The organism is Metabacillus sp. FJAT-52054 (genome assembly GCF_037201815.1).
GTDB lineage: Bacteria > Bacillota > Bacilli > Bacillales > Bacillaceae > Metabacillus_B > Metabacillus_B sediminis.
The window spans coordinates 1,112,456-1,130,799 of the sequence record NZ_CP147407.1 but is presented as its reverse complement, the minus strand read 5'-3'; the positions used below and the strand labels follow the sequence as shown (position 1 = coordinate 1,130,799).

General features: G+C 45.4%; 17 protein-coding genes. 2 read left to right on the top strand and 15 right to left on the bottom strand.

All coding sequences use genetic code 11. The features are described 5' to 3' along the window. Window position 1 precedes the first annotated feature (1 nt). The 4 genes from WCV65_RS06030 to WCV65_RS06015 all read right to left on the bottom strand — a co-directional run bounded on the left by WCV65_RS06030 (window position 2) and on the right by WCV65_RS06015 (window position 5,493). Window positions 2-3,004, bottom strand: a complete 3,003-nt coding sequence (locus WCV65_RS06030; RefSeq protein WP_338780853.1) for an AAA family ATPase — start codon at window positions 3,002-3,004, stop codon at window positions 2-4. Continuing rightward, entirely contained in the window at window positions 3,001-4,248 is a 1,248-nt protein-coding gene (locus tag WCV65_RS06025; protein WP_338780852.1) for a DNA repair exonuclease, read from the bottom strand. Before WCV65_RS06025 ends, WCV65_RS06030 begins: the two co-directional genes overlap by 4 nt. 124 nt (window positions 4,249-4,372) lie before the next feature. Then, window positions 4,373-5,194 carry a GNAT family N-acetyltransferase gene (locus tag WCV65_RS06020; protein WP_338780850.1) on the bottom strand — a complete coding sequence of 274 codons (822 nt, stop codon included), beginning with the start codon at window positions 5,192-5,194 and terminating at the stop codon, window positions 4,373-4,375. Between the two features lie 95 nt (window positions 5,195-5,289). Continuing rightward, the gene (locus WCV65_RS06015) at window positions 5,290-5,493 is read right to left on the bottom strand and encodes a hypothetical protein (protein ID WP_338780847.1); all 204 of its coding nucleotides are present in this window, start codon (window positions 5,491-5,493) and stop codon (window positions 5,290-5,292) included. Between the two features lie 136 nt (window positions 5,494-5,629). Between WCV65_RS06015 and WCV65_RS06010 the strand changes: the two genes are divergently transcribed. Then, window positions 5,630-5,959 carry a DUF3889 domain-containing protein gene (locus tag WCV65_RS06010; protein ID WP_051860632.1) on the top strand — a complete coding sequence of 110 codons (330 nt, stop codon included), beginning with the start codon at window positions 5,630-5,632 and terminating at the stop codon, window positions 5,957-5,959. A gap of 135 nt (window positions 5,960-6,094) precedes the next feature. Here WCV65_RS06010 and WCV65_RS06005 read toward each other — a convergent pair whose 3' ends face one another. Together WCV65_RS06005 and WCV65_RS06000 are read right to left on the bottom strand one after the other, a co-directional pair. Beyond that, on the bottom strand, window positions 6,095-7,345 hold the full coding sequence (locus tag WCV65_RS06005; RefSeq protein WP_338780841.1) for an ABC transporter permease: 1,251 nt from the start codon (window positions 7,343-7,345) through the stop codon (window positions 6,095-6,097). Next, window positions 7,338-8,237 carry an ABC transporter ATP-binding protein gene (locus tag WCV65_RS06000; RefSeq protein WP_338780839.1) on the bottom strand — a complete coding sequence of 300 codons (900 nt, stop codon included), beginning with the start codon at window positions 8,235-8,237 and terminating at the stop codon, window positions 7,338-7,340. Before WCV65_RS06000 ends, WCV65_RS06005 begins: the two co-directional genes overlap by 8 nt. Before the next feature lie 156 nt (window positions 8,238-8,393). On the opposite strand from WCV65_RS06000, the gene WCV65_RS05995 reads away from it, so the two are divergent. Next, complete coding sequence (locus WCV65_RS05995; protein ID WP_035406504.1) at window positions 8,394-8,579, top strand: YhzD family protein; 186 nt, start codon at window positions 8,394-8,396, stop codon at window positions 8,577-8,579. A 55-nt stretch (window positions 8,580-8,634) separates the two neighbouring features. Here the strand turns inward: WCV65_RS05995 and WCV65_RS05990 are convergent, their stop codons facing one another. The 9 genes from WCV65_RS05990 to WCV65_RS05950 all read right to left on the bottom strand — a co-directional run bounded on the left by WCV65_RS05990 (window position 8,635) and on the right by WCV65_RS05950 (window position 18,300). Continuing rightward, window positions 8,635-9,405, bottom strand: coding sequence for an enoyl-CoA hydratase (locus tag WCV65_RS05990; protein WP_338780837.1), 771 nt, complete (start codon window positions 9,403-9,405; stop codon window positions 8,635-8,637). A gap of 13 nt (window positions 9,406-9,418) precedes the next feature. Continuing rightward, entirely contained in the window at window positions 9,419-10,573 is a 1,155-nt protein-coding gene (locus tag WCV65_RS05985) for a thiolase family protein (protein ID WP_338780835.1), read from the bottom strand. Then, the gene (locus WCV65_RS05980) at window positions 10,570-11,445 is read right to left on the bottom strand and encodes a 3-hydroxyacyl-CoA dehydrogenase family protein (protein ID WP_035406512.1); all 876 of its coding nucleotides are present in this window, start codon (window positions 11,443-11,445) and stop codon (window positions 10,570-10,572) included. Before WCV65_RS05980 ends, WCV65_RS05985 begins: the two co-directional genes overlap by 4 nt. A gap of 17 nt (window positions 11,446-11,462) precedes the next feature. Then, window positions 11,463-12,611, bottom strand: coding sequence for an acyl-CoA dehydrogenase family protein (locus WCV65_RS05975; protein ID WP_035406516.1), 1,149 nt, complete (start codon window positions 12,609-12,611; stop codon window positions 11,463-11,465). A gap of 19 nt (window positions 12,612-12,630) precedes the next feature. Beyond that, a complete protein-coding gene (locus WCV65_RS05970) occupies window positions 12,631-14,190 on the bottom strand; it encodes a fatty acid--CoA ligase (RefSeq protein ID WP_338780830.1) in 1,560 nt (519 codons plus the stop codon). Between the two features lie 145 nt (window positions 14,191-14,335). Beyond that, window positions 14,336-14,773, bottom strand: coding sequence for a GNAT family N-acetyltransferase (locus tag WCV65_RS05965; RefSeq protein ID WP_338780829.1), 438 nt, complete (start codon window positions 14,771-14,773; stop codon window positions 14,336-14,338). 599 nt (window positions 14,774-15,372) lie between these two features. After that, entirely contained in the window at window positions 15,373-16,878 is a 1,506-nt protein-coding gene (locus WCV65_RS05960) for a coproporphyrinogen III oxidase (protein WP_338782180.1), read from the bottom strand. A 73-nt stretch (window positions 16,879-16,951) separates the two neighbouring features. Beyond that, window positions 16,952-17,536: a TetR/AcrR family transcriptional regulator gene (locus WCV65_RS05955; protein ID WP_035406524.1), complete on the bottom strand. Its 585-nt coding sequence runs from the start codon at window positions 17,534-17,536 to the stop codon at window positions 16,952-16,954. Next, window positions 17,536-18,300, bottom strand: coding sequence for an alpha/beta hydrolase (locus tag WCV65_RS05950; RefSeq protein WP_338780828.1), 765 nt, complete (start codon window positions 18,298-18,300; stop codon window positions 17,536-17,538). Before WCV65_RS05950 ends, WCV65_RS05955 begins: the two co-directional genes overlap by 1 nt. Window positions 18,301-18,344: the final 44 nt, after the last annotated feature.

Sequence of the window (18,344 nt, the reverse complement as noted above, 5' to 3'; positions counted from 1 at the left end):
CCTATACCGTTTCTTTCCTTACGCTAACGATCCCCTGCCGTTCTAAAGCCGTTACAGGCCCTGCGAACTGATTTGCTATATGTGTCTGGCATGTAAACATCAGCACCTGCTGTTCAGCAGAAATGTCCTGTAAAATGCCAAGCATCTTTTCTGTTCGTTTTGCATCGAAATGTACAAATCCGTCATCAATCAGTACCGGCATATTCAATGACTCATTTAAGCTTGAAATAAGTGCAAGCCTTAGAGAAAGGTAGAGTTGCTCTGAGGTTGCCTGACTTAACTCACCCGCTTTGAATCGCTGTCCATCCGCCCTCTCAGCGATAAACGTCTGCTCTTGGTCAGGCAGATAAACATTCACATAGCGTCCATCCGTTATCCTTGTAAAAAACTGAATGGTCTTTTCCAGCAATTTAGGCATCCGGACCGTCCGGTGATAATCAATGGTCCGAAGCAGAAAATCCCGTGCTACAGTTTGAACCACCCATTCTCTCGCTGTTCGCCTTGCGTCTTCCTTTTGGAGTTCGTGCCTATGCAAATGATCTGAATAGCTCCCATCAGCTTCAAGCGCCTCAAGCTTGGCCTGTAAAATCGACACCTGTTCCTGCCTGGATTTCAGCTGTTTTTCCAGAGCTTCTACATCCAGAGTGACTCTTGCCAAATCGTCTTCAAGCTTGGTCCAGTCCTCAGGCAGAGCTTGTGCGATATGACTGGTTTGAAGCTGTCTTGCCGTCCACGATAATTGTTTTATGATTTCTTCCCGTTTCCCATGCTGAACAGCCATGCTCCTGAATGTTTCTTCACCTGGAGCAGCCGCCATTTCTAACAGCTTTCGATAATCTTCGGTTTTGCTATTGAGAAGAAGAAGCCTTTCTTCGCATTCTGCTGAAAGCTCATTTATGCGAAGGTCCAGATCCTCAAGCTTCCTTGCCTTCTCTTTCTCCTGTATTAGAGCAGAATAGAGATCATCGATTTTTTTTGGAAGGTCATCGCGGGTAAGGTTAAGGGTACTGGCTGCCTTTTGCTCAAACTGTAAAGCATCCGTTACATTTAACCGGTTTTGGTCCTCTCTTTTCTGCTTTTCTAATTCTTTCTCTTTATACTTTTCTATTATAGCAAGGGTTTCTGCCAGGGAAGATGCTGAGGCAGTTTCAGGTAAAAATAAAGCCTTCAAAACCGGCTTCAGCTTATGATTCAGTTTAAAGCGCTCATTTTCCCATTCTTCATATTTTGCAATAACACGGTCACAGGTTCTTGTCTCCTGCTCTGTTCTAAGTCTCTCAAGCTCGGCCATTTGCTTTATTTGCTCATCCTTCCAAAGGATGCCTTTCAGTTCTTCCAGACGCTGTAAGACCGTGGTGGATGGATTCGTTTGTTCCTGCAGCTCCTGCTCCAAATCCCGCTTTCTTCTCCGCAAATGCTCAAGAAGCGGATCTCGGGCAGTTTGCAGGCTTCGGAAAAAAAGCACTCCAGCAGCCAAACCTGTAAAAAGAAGACCTCCCAAAACCCATTGCTGCTGGATAACTGACCATATACAGCCGGCTGCCGCAATAAGTAAAACGAACATCAGACTTGCAGAGCTTCGTTTTTTACTATTCTCTGATCGTTTCCGCTGGTTTTCGAGATCCCGTTCAACACTCTCAAGTTCCTTTTTGAGCTGCCCGGTCTGCTGGTGGTTATCGCCCTTTTCTAAATTAGAGAGTTCCTGTTCTAAAGCAGTCCGCTCATCCGGATTCATCGCTTTTTCTAAAAGGGAAGCATAGCGGATTTCGCTTATATCAAGCGCCTCTTTAGCGCGGTCAAATTGCTCATCCAGCTGGTTTTTTTGCATGAACAAGGTTTTCGCTTCTTCTGTTAGTTCAGCAATTGTGGTTTTCATTTTTATCGTGGTATCAATCCGGCTCAATTCCTCCTGTCTAGGAGGCTGCTCATACACTCGGCCTGCGAGAACGGCCAGCTCCTCATCCAAAGCCTCAATAGCAGAAGTAAGCGCAGAGCGATCGTTTATCAGAGCCTGATACGTGCCCGACTGCTCTTTTAACTCCACTATATGTGCTTCTTTTTCAAGAATGTTCCCATCCGGTTTAAAAGCTTCGGCTTTAGCCATCAGCTGCCGGATTTGTTCCTTCATTCTTCCGGTTTGGGCTTTAAGCGGTTCCATTTCTGTTAATAATTTTTCAAGCCTATTCATCCCCTCTGCAGGGAAGCACTTCGTGTCCGGCAGGGCCTCAAGCTCCTGAGTTAAAGCTTCCTGTTCCCTTAAGAGCGGCAAATAAGAAACAGCTCTGCTTAAATAGGATTGTTTTTTTCTGCCTTCACTTACGTTTAACTCCAGCTGAAAAACTTCCCTCTCAGCCTCTTCCTTCTGCATCATCAGCGGATGATATTCACTGGCTGCCTGAGCCGCTGCTTTTACGGCATCGGCTGTTTTCTTCACTTTTCCCAGCTTCTCATTTAGTGCAGGCTTCTTGCCATTAGGCTTAAATAAGCGGTCCTGTTCTTTTCCGAGCCTCTGCTCAAGCTTGTAAATAGCATCTGTTCCTACCATGCTCGTTACATAAAGGAATTTGCCTATCTCTTCTTCATTAAGGCGTTCAATTTGCTGAAGGCCATGCAAATCAAAGGAAAAGACAGATTGGAAGAACGCTTTATCCATCCCGCCTGTCCATTCGCGCAGCAGCGCCTCACCCGCTGTTTGACCGTCAGGAAGATCAATCCTTGCCTCTCCGCCTGAGCGGCCCCGGACCCGTTCAATTTTGACAATACCCGTACCGCTCACTTCAGCAACGATCGCCCCGCCGAAAACCTGACCTTCTTTCGGTTCGTATTTGCTGTCCGTCTGCTGTTTTTGAGGCAGCCCGAAAAGAATGCTATGTATAAAGGACATAATCGTGGATTTTCCGGCTTCATTCTGTCCGTAAAACAAAGAAGCCGGAGCATTATGAAGGACGATGTGCCGATTGATAAACTGGCCATATCCATAAATTTTAAGCTCTCGGATTTTCATTTATGAAGCTCTCCCTCCTTCAGCAGCTGTGTTAAAATGAGAGACTCCGCTTCCTGGATTATTTCCTGCTGCTCTTCCTCTGAGAACACTTCTACGTATTTTCGAACTGATGCATTTCCGTACAAAGGCGCAGCAGCTTCTGCAAAAAAACCGTAGTTTTCCGTAACGTTTAAAAAGTCCCTGTAAAAAACTGAATCCTGTTTAAGTTTTTCTTTATCAGCATGAAAGACCGTTTCGTCAGATATTTTCCGAATCCAAACAAAATCGGTGCGCTCTTCTTCCTCTTCATTAATCGCAGCAAGCAGATCTTTTGCCGTTTCAGCCTGCTTTAGATCTGCAGCAAGCACGGTTTTTCCTGACAGGGTAATCGTCAAGATAACCGGGCATCCCTCATTGCGGAGAGCTTCTTTTTCCAGTTTAATAAGCTTCATAAGCTGATCCGCGGTTTCCGTTTCATCTAAGGGGATGCGGCGCTCCAGCCACAGTACATCATGAAGAGGGGAAAAAACAGGATTCACTCCCGCTTCATTTATTGTGACGGTATAACACCCTTTCTCCCCTGTTTCCTTCCGGTGCCTCCCCTGAAGATTTCCAGGATAAACAATTGTGGTTTCCTGCGAGGGGAGAATAGCCCTTTTGTGAATGTGACCCAGCGCCCAATAGTCAAAACCTGCTGACTCCAGCTGGCTGATGGTAAACGGGCTGTATACATCATGCTCCTCCGTTCCTCCCTCAAGCGATCCATGGAGAAGTCCGATGTGAAAAGGAGCCCCCGCCTGTTTTCTGTAGTGCGGCGTAAGATTTGCTGTAACAGAGCGCTCAGGATAGCTATATCCATAAAGGTGAGCAGCCAGTTCTGCCTTTTTATAATAAGGCAGGCACTCTACCTGTTTATGACTGAAAACATGGACATTTTCGGGCCAGTCTATTTGAAGCCATTTCCCCCCTAAATGATCATGATTACCGTGAATAATATATACATGAATTCCAGACTCATTCAATTTCTCAAACTCTCTTTTTAGCCTGAGCTGCGCCTTTAAGCTTCTGTTTTCCCCATCAAATAAATCTCCGGCTAAAAGAAGGAAATCTGCTTTTTCTTCTATAGTAAATGACACCAGATTTGAAAAGCTTGCAAACGTACTTTCCTTCAGCCGCTGCAGAATGGACTCAGGCAAATGCTGGAGCCCGGCGAATGGACTATCCAGATGCAAATCAGCAGCATGAATAAATTTAATAGATGGCATGGTAATTCCCACTCTCTTTAGACCTTTGCATATATTTTATCATCACATGGAGGGGAATGCACGTTCTTGCATTTCCTTGCTTAACAGGAAAAAGAACCTCCCCTAAAGGAAGTTCTGATATCGATTATTTCGTTAAATAATAATCCTGTGCATAATAAGCCCTGAATCCGCACGATTCATACAGCTTCAATGCGCGGGTGTTTTTTGCCTCCACCTCGAGAAAAACCGAGTTGCCTTTCGACGTTTCCTCTTTCAGGATGCGGAATAGTATTTTTCGGCCAATCCCTTTTTTCTGATGCTCCGGAGAAACAGCAAACCCATAAATCCACGCTTCTCCTTTTTCAGCTGCGACCCGCACTTTTCCAACCGCTTTTCCATTATTCTCAATGATCCAGAACTGCTGGCCCTGCTCCTGTTTCCTGCTTTTTGTAAAGACTTCTGCTTCTTCAAGTGAAAATCCAAAGCAGTCTGCTTCAAGCTGAACCTCCAGTGCAAAATCCTCTTTTTCCGAACTCCGGAGAATGACGTCCTCAGTTACCGGAAGGGGTCCGCCCATCCATTTCATTTGATGCTCTGTGAAAACAAAAGGGACCTGGATCTCATTTAAAAAACCTTTTGCCGAATTAGAGTTCGAGGGCGCATTTAAAAGGATTGTGTGATACCCCTGACTTCGTGCTTCTTCCAAGGCTTCCTTAAACATGGCAGAAAACAGGCCATTTCGGCGGTACTCCGGCTTCACCATTCCGCACATCTCGACTTTATTGCCGAAACCATATAAGCCTATGAAAGCCGCTAATCCATCTGGTTCATAATGAAAGAAGTCCTGTTTCACTCCGTTTTCTCTATACTCCAGCATGTCCCAATTGAGCTTTAACTGAATTCCATCTGCTTCTTCGCATACCGCTTGAAGCTTTTTTATATGTGACAATTGTTCTTTTGACAGCATGATAAACCCCCTTTTGTCTGTTTTAGTCATTCTCTGTGAGGTACTTTAAATCATCTATGAAAACTGTTGAAAAAAGGGAACAAAAAGAGGAAGCATTAATCGCCTCCGCCATCTCCGCCCCCGCCGCCGTCAAAGCCACCGCCGTCTGATGAAGAGTCGCCTGAGTCTCCTGAATAAAAAAACGGCATGAAACCTGAGCTGCTGCTGTTTCTGTTCCCTTGATGATCCTTCGTTCCCTTAACTGCTTTATAAATGATGAATGTTATTCCCGCTATAATAGCCAAACCTATCCATGCCATATCCCGATTCCCCCATTCTTTTCGTGTTCAGTTCCGATTGAAATCCACTGCCCGAACCGTCAAGCCCGGATCCTCCATTTCACTAGAATATCAACCAGGTATAAGGGAAGACTATCCAGCAGGAGGGTGATAAAAAATGAAAAAGTGGTGGATTTCCCTTTTTGCTTCCCTTGTCATTATATACGGCTGGAACCTGGAAAAGGTTTCATTTTCCAGTTATTCCGCACAAGCAGCGAAAACCCCTGATTTCACGGCTGCAGCAAAAAAAGAAGCGGTAAAAGTTTATCCATTAAGCCAGGTCATTATGGCGAAGCAAATTTTCGAGCAGACAAAAAAAGACCAATCATTGAAACAGTATCATCTGACATTGGCTGAAGGACAGAGAACCATTCAAGTGATTGTTGTGATTCATTACAAAACGGGAACAAAAAAGGTTCACTCTGTACAGGTGCATGAAATGAAATAAGCTCAGACCTGCTTTTATCAAGCAGGTTTTTTTAGGTTTCAGCCCCTTCGTAATCTTTGAGTTTACTGCCGGTACCGTTCTTTTAATTAACATCCCGCATAGAAAAAAGAGCCCGGCTTTACCCGGGCTTTCCGTTTAGTGATCTTTTCCGATGCTAATCGCTTTCTTAATATCCTTCAGCGAGCTTGAGCTTCCATACATGAGCACCCCGCCTTTGTATACACGCGAACCAAAATAAGCAAGCAGATAGATGGAAGCGATCAATATAAAGATTGACAGTCCAACCTGCCAGAACGGAACATCCAGCATCCCTACCCTTAGGAACATAATCATCGGTGCGAAAAATGGGATAAAGGATGTTACCGTAACAAACGTATTATCCGGATTGCCAAGATTGAACATCGCAATCATGAAGCCGGCAACGACGATGAAAATCATCGGCGTAATCATTTGCTGAACATCTTCTATTCTGCTTACAAGCGAGCCAAGGAACGCCGCCAGTGTAGCAAAAAGGAAGTAGCCAAGCAGGAAGAAAATGAAGCAATATGCGATGGTCGCAGGAGATGTATTGGAAATACCCATCACCCCGCCGCTCATCGCATCAATCTGAGCCATTTTATCTTTGACAGCAAGGAAACCGACACCAATCATGATCGCGAGCTGCGTTAAGCTGACAAGTGCGATACCTAAAATTTTAGCGAACATCTGCTGAATAGGCGAGATGCTTGAAATCAGAATTTCCATCACTCTGGAGGATTTCTCCGTCGCCACCTCCATGGCAATCATACTTGCATACGTTATGACAGAGAAATAAATAACAAACAGCATGACATACACAAGACCGCGGGCCTGATTTAATTCTTCCTCAGACTTTGCATTTTCCTGAAGTGCGTTCTTTTCCATTTCCACTGGAGCAAGAAGCTTTGAAATCTGAGCAGTGTCCACACCGAGTTTTTCTGTCCCGATCGCCACTTTGGTCTGCTGCAGCGACTGATCAAGACTGTATGCGAATCCGGAATCTACGACAGATTCAGCGTTAAAGGTTCCCTCCGGCATGCCTTCTGCATCACTTTTCAGCACCACATAAGCATCAAGCTTTCCGTCCAGCACCTGCTTTTTGAGTGTGTCTTCATTTTCTGATGATTGCTTTATCTCCAAATCTTTATCAAGTGCTTCTGCATTTTGGCGGAACGGCTCGAAAAGGGAGCCCCCTTCGTCGATTACGGCAATTTTTTTTGGTTCGTTTTTATTGAACATCTCCATTACATTTTGGAGGTTGGAAATGCCGAATATTAATAGAAGGGAAATACCGGTTGTAATTAGAAAAGATTTTGACTTCACTTTGTTTTGATATGTATACAGCATCACAACCCAGAATTTACTCATAGGACGCACCTACCTTCTCAATGAAAATATCATTTAAAGAAGGTTCTTCCAGAACAAATTTACGGATGAATCCTTTGTTCTGAATGGCTGCCAGCACATCCTGCGACACTTCCTCGCGGGTTACCTGGAGCCTGATGCCCTCTGACGTTTTCTTATGTTTAATAACGCCTGGGAGTTCACTGAGATAGGTTAAATCAAAATCACCATGAATGATGACATTTTTCTTCCCGAAGGACCGTTTAATATCCTTCAATCCGCCATGAACAACCGGCTTTCCTTTATGCATGATGCATAAATGGTTGCACATCTCCTCAACATGCTCCATTCGGTGGCTTGAGAAAACGATTGAAGTCCCCTGCTGTCTCAGTTCTTCAACCGCTTCTTTCAAAAGCTCAACGTTTACCGGGTCAAGCCCTGAGAAGGGTTCATCCAGAATCAGCAGCTTCGGTTTGTGAAGCACTGCCGTTATAAACTGGATTTTCTGCTGATTTCCTTTAGACAGCTCTTCAACTTTTTTATTCATATACTCAGGCACCTTAAAACGGTCAAGCCATTTAGTCAGTTCTTTTTCTGATTCGCTTTTGTGCATTCCTTTTAATTTAGCCAAATACACAAGCTGGTCCTTCACCTTCAGCTTCGGGTAAAGTCCTCTTTCCTCAGGCAAATAGCCGATTTGATCAGTGGTTTTGTAATTAATGGGCTCTCCTTGCCAGCTGATTTCACCGCCGCTTGGATGCAGCAGCCCAAGAATCATTCTGAATGTGGTCGTTTTTCCCGCACCGTTCGCTCCTAAAAAGCCAAAGATCTCTTTCTCCGGTATTTCGAGATTCAGCTGATCAACAGCTGTATGCGCTCCAAAATTCTTCGTTACTTTATTCAGCATTAAGGCCATAAATATCCCTCCTCTAATGGTTCATTACGTGCCTGCTGGTAAAAAGTTTCAATTTCATCATAAATGATTAAAATGGAAGTTAGAAGAAGGAATTTTGGAATTCGTTTCCGAAATAATAATAGAGGACGATTTTAATGAGGCAAAGGGGAGGCAGCTATGGGAAAGTACTACTTAACTGTATTTGAAAAAAATGGGGAAAAGCTTCTGGATGAAAGCTTCGAGGCAGCGAGCGAGCAGGAAGCAAAAGATCTTGGCATTCAAAAACTTGAGGAAAAAAATTATACAAAGAAAACGCACCGCTGTGTGAATGCGGCCGGCAAGATGGTGTTATTTGAGCGTTAGAAAAAGAGGTGCTACTAGCACCTCTTTTGTGTGTTTGCCTATTCTATAGCATTAATTACTTTCCCGAAAACTGAGGCTGTCTCTTTTCAAGGAAAGAAGAAATACCTTCCTTGTGATCCTTTGTCTGTCTCATTTTATATTGGGAAGAGGTTTCAAGACTTAAGATGGTTTCAAGGTCTGCTGCCCTTCTAGAGGTGTAAATGCGTTTTGTCTCAATCATGGCAGCGACGGGTTTTTCAAGCCATTCAGAAATTTTCTCTTCTACAGCCGCTTTCATATCCCCTGCGACCATTTGATCAATAAGGCCGGCCTGCATCGCACCTTCAGCCGAGAGTCTTCTTCCCTCCCAGATCATCTGCTTCGCTTTTGTTTCACCTAAACGTTTTTCCATAAAGAAATGGCCGCCGCCGTCCGGAATCAGACCGATTCCGATAAAGTTCATTGAGAGAATCGCCGTTTCATGCGCTATCACATGGTCGCATGCCAGTGCCAGGCTGAAGCCAAGTCCGGCTGCGGCACCATGAATAGCACTGATGGTGAGCTTCGGCATCGTATACAGCTCGGTAATCATTTGCGAGATCGTATACATGACGGATGAAAATGCGGACTCATCCATATCAGAAAGCATTGACTTAATATCGCCGCCAGAGGAAAATCCCCGTCCTGCTCCTGAGATCACTAAAACATCCGCTTCACTATCCCGCACCTCTTTAAATGCTGCGAGAAGCTCGCTCAGCATTTCGCCGTCCATTGCATTCAATACGTCCGGTCTGCTCATTTCAACTTTTGCAACTCTTCCCTCATACACTACATTTACCGTGTTCATTGCTTCATCCCCTTTAGTTTAATCGTTCAATGATGGTAGCTACAGCCATTCCGTGGCCAATGCAGATCGTCAAAAGTCCATAGCGGCCATTTCTGCGTTCCAATTCATGAAGGAGCGTCGTCATTAGTTTAACGCCTGTTGCTCCAAGAGGATGGCCAAGTGCTATGGCCCCTCCGTTTACATTTACTTTCTCTCTGTCCGGTCCCAATTCCTTCATCCAGGCTAAAACGACAGGCGCAAAGGCTTCATTTATTTCAAACAGATCGATATCTTCAATCTTAAGCCCGGCTTTATCGAGCACTTTTTTCGTTGCCGGGATGACACCATCCAGCATTAATATGGGATCTGACCCAACGACAGTGTTCGCCGCAATTCTCGCGCGCGGCTTGAACCCCAGCTGCAGCGCTTTGTTTTTTTCCATCAGGAGAATCGCCGCAGCTCCATCACTCATCTGGCTCGCATTTCCTGCCGTAATGACGCCGTCTTCTTTAAAAACAGGCTTTAATGCAGCCAGGGCTTCGACCGACGTGTCAGCACGGGGGCCTTCGTCCTGTGTTACGGTAATGGTTGTGCCTTCTCGGTCCATTCCTGTTACAGGGAATATTTCCGCATCAAATCTTCCATTTTTCTGAGCTGCGAGCGCCTTTTGGTGGCTTTCAAATGAAAATCGATCCAACTCTTCCCGTGTCAGGCTGTATTTTACTGCAATTAGTTCGGCTGATACTCCCTGATGAACAAAATGATATTGATCTTTCAGAGAAGGCGGGATGGTTTGGTCATTTCCATCACTCAAAATTGGAACCTTTGTCATGCTCTCCACTCCGGCGGCGACGGTAATGTCCATATCTCCTGACGTAATTTCCTGGCAGGCAAACTGGATGGCCTGCAATCCTGAACCGCACATCCGATTCAGCTGAACAGATGGCACGGTTACGGGAAAACCAGCGTCAAGAGCAGCGAGGCGGCCAATGTTTAAGCCCTGTTCCTTGATCGGACTGACACAGCCCATGACCACATCCTCGATCAGGTTTGGATTTAACCCGGAACGCCGAGTCAGTTCTTTAAGAATTCCCGAAGCGAGATGCACCGGATGCGTTTCGCGGTAAACTCCCTTTCGCTTGCCTGCGGGGGTCCGGACCGCTTCAATGATGACGGCTTCTCTGCTCATTGTTTACTCGTCTCCCTTTGGTCCGTATAGGTATAAAAGCCTTTTCCTGTTTTTCGTCCAAAATGGCCTGCTTCAACCATTTTTCTCAAACTCTGCGGAGGCAAAAATCGATCGCCATAGGCAGCGGCCATTCCTTCGCTGACGAACAGCATTGTATCAAGTCCGACAAGATCGGCAAGCTCCAGCGGTCCCATTGGATAGTTCAGCCCCAATCGGATCGCTTTATCAATACCTTTGGCATCTGCCACCCCTTCTTCATGCATCCTTATGCATTCCAGCAGATGGGCAGTAAGAGCCCTGGTTGTGACAAAGCCCTGCCGATCCTTAACTATCACCGTTTCCTTCCCTATTTCCTGGGAAACCTCTTCTACAGCTTTAATGGTTTCGGCTGATGTATCCTCTCCCTGTACGATTTCAATCAGCCTCATGACCGGCGCAGGATTGAACCAGTGCATCCCGAGTACTTTATCCGGACGGCTTGTAGCAGCCCCAATCGCTGTAACACTTAATTCAGATGTATTGGTAGCCAAAATGGCTTCCTCCGGTGCCAGCCGGTCGATTTCCTCAAATACTAGTTTTTTTAAGGAAAGTGATTCAGGAACCGCTTCGATGACAAGCTCCGCGTCCTTTACCGCTTCCCACACATCATGAACAGGACGGATATGCTCCATAACCGTGAAAACAACCTCTTTGTCCATTGTTCCTGCTTTAACGAAGCGCTGCAGGCTTTTTTCAATAGAGGCTTCTGCCTTTTTCAGCGATTGTTTTGAGGAATCATAGAGTGTGACCCGTTTTCCTCCCATTGCCAGTGACTGGGCAATGCCGCTCCCCATTAACCCCGCCCCGATCACCGCTATTTTTGTCAGGCCCATAAGCTTTCTCCCCCTAATTAAAGTCCCATCTTTTTCGCAATAATCGTTTTCATGATTTCATTAGTGCCGGCGTATATAGCCATAACCGGGATATCACGGTACCGCCTTGCAACCTCGTATTCCTCCATGTATCCGTACCCTCCATGCAGCTGCATTCCTTCTGCCGCTATGCGTTTTGCCATGTCTGTGAGCCACCATTTAGCCATGGATACCTTTTGAACCGCATCCTTGCCATCCATATGATCCTGAATGGCTTCATTTAAAAACGAACGGCCAATTTGCACTTCTGTCGCCATTTCAGCAAGACGAAACTGAACGGTTTGGAGCTTGCTGATTGATTTTCCAAAGGCTTCACGTTCCTTCACATAAGCAGAAGTCAGTTCCAAAATCCGTTCCGCAGATGCCTGAGCACAAATTCCAACGAGCAGCCGCTCCTGCTGAAGCATTTGCATGAGGTAGTAGAAGCCTTTGCCTTCTTCCCCAAGCAGGTTCTCTGCAGGTACGATCGCATCTTCAAAATAAAGCTCAGCTGTATCCTGGGCATGCAGACCCACCTTGTCGAGCTTCTTCCCTTTATGAAAACCGATTGTTTCTTTCTCTACAGCAATCAGGCTGATTCCTTTATGAGCGGGAACCGCCTTCGGATCTGTTTTACAGACCACGATAACAAGGTCTGCATGAATACCGTTCGTTATGAACGTTTTCGAACCATTCAGCCTGTAGGAATCCCCCTCTTTCACCGCAGTGGTCTTGATTCCAGCTAAATCGGACCCTGCCCCGGGCTCAGTCATCGCGATTGCGGTAATGATATCCCCGGAAACACAGCCAGGAAGCCAGCGCTGCTTTTGCTCCGGTGTTCCGAATTCATGAATATATGGGACGGTAATATCACTATGAAGCCCGAAACCAATCAGACTTGAACCGACCTTCTCCATTTCTTCATTTAAGATGACGGAATAGCCAAAATCTGCTTGAAGTCCGCCGTATTCCTCATCCACCCATGGACATAAATAACCTTCCTTCCCGGCTTTCATCCAAAAATCTCTTGGAATTAGACGGTCCTTTTCCCATTGCTCGTAAAAAGGTACGGCTTCCTTCTGTAAAAACCTTCTCAAAGAACTTCTGAATATGGCATGCTCTTCTTTTATATAGACGGCTGATGTCATCCCTTTTTCATCCTTTCTGTTACGCCTGTGTATGTGCGGCAAGCTGCTCCCTCAGCAGGAATTTCTGGATTTTTCCGCTTGCGTTTCTTGGCAGCTGTTCGGTAAAAATATATTTGCGCGGACGCTTATAGGCCGCTAATCTGCTTCCTTCTTTGCAAAAAATTTCAAGATCATCCTCTGTCAATTCTGGGTTTTTCTTTACAATATACGCTACTACGATTTCGCCCCATTTTTCATCCGGCTCTCCGAGAACGGCTGCGTCAAGGACCCCATCATGCTCATGCAGGGCATCTTCCACCTCGCGCGGGTATACGTTTTCTCCGCCGCTGATCATCATGTCATCCACACGGTCTGCAACGAACAAATAGCCGTCTTTATCCAAATAACCGAGGTCTCCGGAGTGATACCAGCCTTTATACAATGCTTTCTCACTTGCCTCGGGTCTCTGATGATAGCCGGCCATAACGGATGGGCCCTTAACGAGAATTTCCCCCACCTCATATGGCTTGAGCCGGTCATCCGGTTCAGCCGGTCCATCTTCATTCGGGCGTACGATAATCAGTTCATGTCCAAAGCATACTCTTCCTGCAGAACCGGCCTTAGTCAGCTGTTCATCTTCAGTAAGGAAGGTCACAGCCGGACCCATTTCAGTCATGCCGTATGCCTGAACCAAGTCGATACCAGCCGCCTCTTTCAGGGCTTTTACTAAAGCAGGTGCCATTGGAGCAGCACCATAAAGACCGACCCTCATACTGCTGAAGTCAGCTGACTCCAAGTCTTCCTGTAAAAGCATATTCCACATCGTCGGGGCTCCGAACATAATGGTGATCTGATCTTTTTTTATGACATCCAGGACCTGCTTCGGATCAAAATGGTGCAGAATCACATTTTTAGCACCAATCAGGACTCTCGGAAGGAAGCAGCAATGAAGCTCGGCACAGTGGAACATCGGAGCGGCTGTCAGCCCGCAGTCATTTGGAGTGAGACGGAGCGCCATAGTGCAAACCATTGCCTGGTCAATCATGTCTCGGTGCCTGTGGAGCACGCCTTTTGGACGGCCTGTTGTCCCGCTCGTATACATAATGGCGTATAAATCATCCTCCGTAACCTCCGTCTGCACATCATGAGCGGGAGCGGTTTTGACCTTTTCATGATAATAGTCCGCATAGGACGGAGGAGCAGAATCGATGGACCAGAAAAGCGTATAGGGGAATTGCTCATGCAGCGCATCAATTTCCGGTGTGAGAGCTTTCTCAAACAGGACGAGCTTCGGAGAACAATCCGTTAATATAAATGCGACTTCCTGTGATTTTAAGCGGAAATTAATCGGGTTCAGCACTGCACCAATCTTTGAGCAGGCAAAGAACACCGTTGCAAGCTCGGCACAGTTAAAAAGGAACGTGGAAACACGGTCTCCCTTTTTCACCCCTGCTTCATGCAAAGCATTTGCACATTGATTCACATCTGTTTTCCACTCGCTGAAAGTCCTTCTTATACCGCGAGACACATCAGCAAGCGCCTCTTTATCCCTGCCCTTTTCCGCCGCTAGATCAAAAAGCTTCCCGATTGATGAATACATCGAATCCCCTCCAAAATTGGAATCGCTTTCATTTTCTTGCAAAAATAGAATCTCTCTATATACTTTCCTATCATTCTGCTAAAATCCTGCTTTTGCGCCATAAAAAATGAGCGGGCATTCAATCTTGCCCGCTCTGCTGAAATAATCATATATGCTTAACCATCAAAACTTGAAGACCCTTTTCTCCATCATTGTAGGTATGCTCTGTCTCATGAAATCCAAGATGCTGATAGTAAGGCAGATTTGACACTTTTGTCGTGCACCACAGCACCTCAATTTTGTTTTGTGCTAAAAGGTTCTCACCGAACAAAATGAGCGTCTGCCCCCTTAACTCATTGCGGTGACCCGGATCAATTGCAAGCCCTTTAAGGCGGTACATGCTTTTGCCGCTTAATTTGTCATGCTGCTCCTTATAAAAAGAGGCTGCCCCGACAAGCTGATCCTTCGCAAACGCTCCAATATGTATGGTATCTTCGTTTTCATCTCCGATATACTTGCTCTCTTCCAGTGGCGAGTCCGGTGAAATCACCATCTGGCGAAGCGGAATCGCTTCCATTGATTGAATTGGTTTTATCTCAAACATAATAAGATCCTCCTGTCCTAAAGCAAAAACTTAAGGAAATTCTATTTTAAAAGACGGATTGGAGGATGTAAAGTTACAGATTGTGAGAAATGAAGGGATTGGTGGAGGCTGTTCAGGAGTATTTGGACTACTTACTGCATGATGCCTTGGGGAAAGAGTTTTCAGCTTTCATCATATATTTCAGAATTTCATCATAATCTGGAAAAATTCATCATAACCTGGAGGAATTTCATCATAAACCCTAAAAATTCATCATAAACCGGAAATTTTTCATCATAAACCCAATCAGTACCTGGGTCCGGTCCGCATTGCCTGGCATTCTTGCCTGGCATCGCGTCCTTTATGATCGAAAACTTCGATTCGGGACGTTTCGACCTGCCGGATTCCGATTCAGTAGCAAACTTAAACGATACAGCCTCACTCCACACAGGTTTTTGCCCCGCCGACAATCATTCTAACGCCCGCTTACCCAATCTGATTCACTATTATCTTTTCAAAGCCTCATCCTTTTTTTACCTCCCTAAACAGATCTCCCCCACTACCATCAATCCTGCACAACTGAAAAAAGCCCGGCTCTCCGGCCGGGCTTTCCAAAAACCTTATACATCTTCCTTCACACCAAACAGTTCGTTCATGATACGGATTTTCTCTTCTGTATAATGCTTATATCCATCATTATACGATTTTGGATCCTTCGGGTTGTTGAAGTGTGAGATTTTTCCTGTTTCCGGATCGCGGAATTTACTGGCGGCTCCGCAGCCAAGTCCGAGTATGGTCTGCTGTTCTTCCATAATCATGATGTTGTAAAGGGAGTCCTGTCCTTCAAGCGCATATCCTACGTTCTCGAGATTGCCTAGGATATTCTTTTGACGGTAAAGGTAATACGGCTCATATCCGTTTATTGCAGTCCAGTCAACGGCTAGTCCCATCATGTCGCTTGTTTCCTCACGGCTTGCCACTTTATAGCGCTTCTTGTTCTGGGTCATTTCGGAAGCACGTTTAAATGACAAAGTATGAACGGTGAGTGATTCAGGCATAAGCTTTTCCGTTTCAGCAAGGGAATGCGCCATTTCCTCTACCCCTTCATTCGGCAGTCCGATGATGAGATCCATGTTGATATTGTTCATGCCGTGTTTGCGGGCTAAATGGAACTTTTCTATCGTTTCCTCTACAGTATGGTGGCGGCCGATTGCCTTTAGTGTTTCCTGTGTATAGGACTGCGGATTGATGCTGATGCGGTCAATGCTGTATTTCTTCAGGACATCCAGCTTTTCAGGTGTGATCGTATCAGGGCGTCCTGCTTCAACGGTCACTTCCCGGATGTTCTTCACATCGGGGAAGACTTCCATCATGCGTTCGTACAGCATGTCCATTTCCTCTGCAGAAATACTTGTTGGCGTTCCTCCGCCGTAATAGACAGTCGTAATTTTGATGCCGCTTTCCTTCAGGTACTTTCCGATCTCTTCCATTTCGTAGTGGAGACCTCCAAGGAACGAATCGACTCTGCCTTGTTTTCCATTCATAGCGAACGCAGGGAATGTGCAGTAAGCGCATTTAGTCGGGCAAAATGGAATTCCGATGTAAATGCTGATTTCCCTGCCGAGGTCATAGAGATCGGGAATCACCTTTAATTGACGGTCCACAATGCTTTGCATGAGCTGTATTTTTTGTTCGGTAATTAAATATTCTTCCCGCAGCTTATGGTGGGCTGCTTCTTTCGTCATGCCGTCCTGCAGCATTTTGTGAAGCAGTTTGACCGGGCGCATTCCTGTCAGGATGCCCCACTGCTGAATAATGCCGGTATGCTCTTGAAGCAGCATGAGGTATACGCGGGCCAATGTGTTTTTAATCTGTTTAAACCGTTCCTTTTCTATAGAGAAAGCAGTCAGATCCTTTTCGTGGCTTGCCGTATAGGTGCGGGAGCCTGCTTCCGCGATTCCGGAAATGAGAACAGATGGTCCGCGGTCTTCGATTACAAAGGAAGCCGTTAAATCTGCTTCATCTTCTTCAAACAAAAGTTCTGTCTCTTCAAAAAACAAATTGGAAATCAGTCTAAGCGGCCGATGAAACCGTTCATCCTGATTTCCTTTTATATAAATACGCAACATAATCACCTTTTAGGAAAAATTTAAAAACTGATCTTAGTGTACATGATGGATGGTGCGAACACAATAAGGGTTAACTGCAAAACTCCTCTATCACCTGGGACTTCATTTCTTCAATGGGAAAATGATCAGGATAGCTGCAAATCATCAGCATAATGCCATTAAGCGTGGAGGAAAAAAGCAGGGAGCGCTTCCTCGCCTCTTGGTCACCGAGCATTTCAAAAATCCGGCTCTGAATTTCAAAATTTCTTTCAAACTCCTTCTTTAGGATATCCGCATATTTTGCGAGTACCAAATCCTGATGGGGCTGGGTTTGAAGATTCATATAAAATCGGTACAGCTCAGGATTCTGAAACACGTTTTCCAGCGTTCCTTCTGCTATATGGCAAAGTTTTTCTTTAGGTGTCCTTTTTGTCAGGGCGCCCTCCATCACTGCTTGCAGGTTTTCAATCCTCATCTGGATTATTGCTTCAAGGAGGCCTTCCTTTCCTTGATAATAATGATAAAGCAGCCCTTTTGAGACTTGGGCAAGTTTCGTTACTTCTTCGATTGAGGTGGAGTGGTATCCCTTTTTTATGAAGAGGTCTAAAGCAGCAGATAATATTCTCTCGCTGCTTTGCTTTCTTATCTTCTCATAAGCTTCAGGGGTGCGCGGCATTAGTGTTTAGCTTCCTCCTTTATAAACTCCAAAATATTTTCGGCAATTTCTTCAGGATGCGTCAAGGTCGACATATGATCGGCGCGAGGAATAATGACAAATTCAATGGACGGGATCTTGTCATAATGTTCTCTAATTTGATACATATCTTCAAATTCCTTTGTTCCCTGAATAAAAAGAGTAGCTGCTTGCATTTCTTTGAGTCTTTGAATAGCCGGGGGCTCCGGCCAAATGATTTCATAATTTTTCCATTCTGTAAGAGCCTTTCTTACATAAGTCCTCATCATTTCCCCGAAAAGAGCAAAATGCTCGGATGCTTTAATGATTGAGTGATGGGGTCCGTTCATAACAAGTTCAGCAATGCCATTGATATCGCGAGGTGCTGAATTTATTTTATGCAGCCAAAAATTATACTCTTGTGAATATTCGTATCCGGTTAATGAGGGAGAAATTAATATGAGCTTTTCGATGCGGGAAGGATCAGTTAATGCAAAATCTGCAGCTACCTGTCCACCTCTTGAATGACCGACTAGTGTTGCTTTTTCAATGTGGAGACCGTCCATAAGCATTCTTAAATCGTCGACGAAGTTCATCGGTTCAACCGGAGACGGCGACTTTCCTGACCCTCTGACGTCATAAGCAATCACTTGGCACGTTTTAAGTAGATAAGGGATGATGAAAACCCATTCACGCAAATCCGTTCCGGGCCCGTGAATGAGAATAACGGGGCGGCCGCTGCCTTGAACTTCGGCATGCAAATCCATGTAAGCCCTCCTAATTTATCTGACATGTCCATCCTATCTTATGA